Genomic DNA, 3,534 nt, shown 5'->3' on the forward strand with positions numbered 1-3,534 from the left:
GCTTTGGCCTGTATCCTTTGGAGAAAACTGGTATAGCAAGGTGTATGCCGGACATTCTCTTAATATTATGGATAATCATTATTTACTTTTACATTGCATCCCTACAGTATTGCAAAAATGAAATAAATATTATAACTATTTGTTTTTATTTATTTTATTTATGAAATAGAATGTACACTGCGAATTTGCAAATGTGCAGGCGCCGCACGGGCATTGATTATTGCAATAATGCAATAATCACAAAAGGAATCGAGAGGATTATTTTTTAACATATTGAAAATATTGATTGTTATTTTTGTGGCACAGCCTTTGCTTTATACGGACCAAGAAATCAACAGGAGTTTCCCAATGGCAAACCATAAGATCACCATTTACCATGACGGTACCATCCTGACCATGGATGCGGATTTCCCCCAGGTCGAAGCGCTGGCCGTGATGGACGAGCGTATAGTGGCCACGGGCTCTCTGAAGGATGTGAAGCAGGCTGTGGGCGATGGCGCCGACCTGGTTTCTCTGGAAGGGGGCACGCTGCTGCCGGGATTCATCGACGGGCACAGTCATTTTTGCAGCGGCGGCATGAACCGTCTGTATGCGGCCGACTGTGCTGTGGAGAACATGGAAGCCCTCAAGGAGAGCCTGCGCCGCAAGCTGCATGACGACCGTCCTTCCCAGTGGGTCGTCGGGCACAGCTTCGACGAAAAAGGCATGGAGGAGCAGTGTTATCCCACCCGCGAGATCCTGGATGAAGTTTCCACGGACGTTCCCATCTTTTTCCGCCATGTGACGGGCCATACGGGCATCGCCAACAGCAAGGCCCTGGAGATCGCGGGCATCACCCGCGATACGCCCGATCCGGCCGGCGGCATCATCGGCCGTGATGCCCAGGGCGAGCCCAACGGCATCCTGGAAGGCATCCCGGCCCAGACCCTGGTGCGCAAGCACATCCCCGGCTTTACCCTGGACGAGATGCGTGCGGCCCTGGCTGACGACAGCGCCCGCTATGCCTCTTGCGGCATCACCACGGCGCAGGGTGCCCGGCCTTTTCTCCCATGGATGCGGAACTGGGCCACAAGGTGACCGAGCTGGTCCTGGACTGCGCGCACGACGGCACCCTGACCATCCGCACCGTGCTTTTCATCCGCGCCAATGACATGAGCCGCCTGGCTCCGTATCCCAACCATGTGCCCGGTACGGATCTTTCCGGCAACGGCCGGGTGACCATGGGTGCGGCCAAGCTGTGGGCCGACGGGGATCCGCGCGGCCATACCGGTTACTTCCTGGAGCCCTATCCCTTCGTGGATCCTGCCAAGGGCGCGGATTACCGCGGTGAATTCCTTTATACCGTGGACGAGCTGGTGGAAAAGATCCTGCCCATCCACAAGGCCGGCTGGCAGATCGCCATCCATGCCAATGGCGACGGTGGCATCGAGATCGTGACCCAGGCCTACGAGCGCCTGCAGCAGCTCCATCCCCGTCCCAATGCGCGGCACCTGGTCATCCATTGCCAGTATCCCAGCTACAGCCAGCTGCAGCGTCTCAAGGCTGCCGGGGCCTATCCCTGCTTCTTCATCAGCCCTCTGTACCACTGGGGTGAGATCCATGCCGGTTATGTGGGCGCGGACCGTGTGGCCCGCTTCTGCCCCTGCCATGACGCTGATGAACTGGGCCTGCCCTACAACCTGCATACCGACGCCCCCATCACGCCGGTGGATCCCCTGATCCAGGTCTGCACGGCCGTGACCCGCACCAGCCGCAAGGGCACCGTGTACGGGCCTGACCAGGCCGTGACGGTCATGTCGGCCCTCAAGGCCGTGACCATCCATGCTGCTTTCCCCAAGTTCGAGGAGCATGTGAAGGGTTCCCTGACGCCCGGCAAGTACGCCGACATGGTCCTGCTGGCCGAGAACCCCCTGAAGGTCGCCCTCGAACACATCAAGGACATTGCCGTGCTGCGCACCTATGTGGGCGGCGATGTCGTGTACAGTCGCTCCTAGATAGTGTCGTCAAATTATGCTTGCCCACAAAGATATGCATCTGATTTGAACGGCGGCAAGAAAAGATGCACATCTTTTGACATATCGTGTGGCAATTCCCCGCCAGCGCTTGAGATGGAGAAAAGCATTCTCGACAAGATGCCTGACTTTGTAGAGCTCTCTGTCATAGTTGCGTGATATTTTACGACTTCTCTTTGGCGGGATGACAACCTGGAAACCGGATTCACCTGCTTTGCGGAGAATACTCTCCGTATCGTAGCCTCATCAGCCAAAAGTGCCCCGGCACTCAACCCGTCAATCAACGCACAGGCCTCTTTGCAATCAGCTCGGGTACCTTCTGTAACAATAACCTCGCTTTTTTCTTCCCCCAGGAGCGTCTTGGCGTCCACTGTGAGATGTAAGCTGGCATCCTTCTGCATTCGTTGCAATTCGCGGATGACGGCGCTGTTATTCTCGTGTGCCAGCGCCAATTCCGCCTTGGCCTGCTCCTGGGCGCACAAACCCTATTCGCCTGCAAAACAGACTGATACAGGCCGCCAGCTGGCTGGATATTTACGGCCCCTACCGGGAGTACTGTGGCTAATGAGTCCGGCGGCTCCCAGCGCCACAGGGACGACAGCCACCTCCTTCGTGCGTTGCGATGAACAGCTCAGGGATGTCGTAGCATTAGCGGTGCAGGCGACCATGCAGTCCCTAAAAAAGCGCCCAGCAACACCGGGACGCCTCCCCATGCCAGCATCATACGCATGATACCCTGCTACCGCACAGCATACGATACCGTTTCTACAGACCATACATAAAAACGGCATGCCCGTTATCTACAGGCATGCCGTCATATTCCAAAAGCACTCTCCCCTGCCCCCCAATATTGGGGGCACAGGGGGACTATTCTTCAATACCGCACAATTTCCGTACGTCCTTTTGCGGAAGGCTGGTATCTCGCGTCACCAGCTTGTAGGACTTCTGCTCTCCAAGGGCATTGATGAGCAAAAGCCCATCTTCGCCTTTTTTATCAAGATAACAGGGAACGTCCGAGTTATCGACAAAGATCTCCACCCTTTCCTCGGTCTCCTTGCTTATCCTATACTTGAATCCGTATATCTTTTCTTCGTTGATCTTCATGAAGATGGATGGCATCTCTTCAAGCTGCCACCAGCCACGGATATCAAAAGCGAATGCATTCAAAGGTATCGCCAAAAGCATGAGCATCAGCACAAACACGTTTCTCACAGTATTCTCCTCAAGCTAATCAGTAGCTAATTCCCTGGCATATCAGCAGGCAATATTTTCTGCATCAGCAGAAAACACTCCCTTCATCATGTATCCTGGCTTTTCTTCCTTCCTTTCCTGGATGCCGACAGCACCGATAGCAAAAATAAAAAATTATTTCAAGGATGATGTTTTCAAAAATAAATACACAATAATCAATAATTTTATTATAAAACAAGTTTAAGGGTATTCCTCTGGGAGTGACAGTCACAGGTGCCAATGTTCATGACAGCCGCCTGATAGAAGCGAGGCTGAAGAACTCCCGGGAAAT

3 protein-coding genes and 1 pseudogene are annotated in these 3,534 nt (G+C 54.0%); 2 read left to right on the forward strand and 2 right to left on the reverse strand.

Features of this window, described 5'->3' with window-relative positions; genetic code table 11:
* Positions 1 to 348: 348 nt before the first annotated feature.
* Both ACQRCJ_RS12165 and ACQRCJ_RS12170 read left to right on the forward strand, forming a co-directional pair.
* Positions 349 to 1,077, forward strand: coding sequence for an amidohydrolase (locus ACQRCJ_RS12165; protein ID WP_427799912.1), 729 nt, complete (start codon positions 349 to 351; stop codon positions 1,075 to 1,077).
* Positions 1,050 to 1,994: an amidohydrolase gene (locus ACQRCJ_RS12170; protein ID WP_427799913.1), complete on the forward strand. Its 945-nt coding sequence runs from the start codon at positions 1,050 to 1,052 to the stop codon at positions 1,992 to 1,994. The genes ACQRCJ_RS12165 and ACQRCJ_RS12170 overlap by 28 nt, the downstream gene beginning before the upstream one ends.
* Positions 1,995 to 2,003: 9 nt before the next feature.
* Here ACQRCJ_RS12170 and ACQRCJ_RS12175 read toward each other — a convergent pair.
* Together ACQRCJ_RS12175 and ACQRCJ_RS12180 are read right to left on the reverse strand one after the other, a co-directional pair.
* Positions 2,004 to 2,404: pseudogene (locus ACQRCJ_RS12175) on the reverse strand (transposase); the annotation flags it as partial.
* Positions 2,405 to 2,879: 475 nt separating this feature from the next.
* On the reverse strand, positions 2,880 to 3,224 hold the full coding sequence (locus ACQRCJ_RS12180) for a hypothetical protein (protein ID WP_168936547.1): 345 nt from the start codon (positions 3,222 to 3,224) through the stop codon (positions 2,880 to 2,882).
* Positions 3,225 to 3,534: the final 310 nt, after the last annotated feature.

The organism is Desulfovibrio sp. SGI.102 (assembly GCF_050314315.1).
Classification (GTDB): Bacteria; Desulfobacterota; Desulfovibrionia; order Desulfovibrionales; family Desulfovibrionaceae; genus Desulfovibrio.

Excerpts from the sequence above, each read along its gene's own strand:
- ACQRCJ_RS12165 (WP_427799912.1), top strand. The coding sequence starts at position 349 with ATGGCAAACCATAAGATCACCATTTACCATGACGGTACCATCCTGACC.
- ACQRCJ_RS12170 (WP_427799913.1), top strand. The coding sequence starts at position 1,050 with ATGGATGCGGAACTGGGCCACAAGGTGACCGAGCTGGTCCTGGACTGC.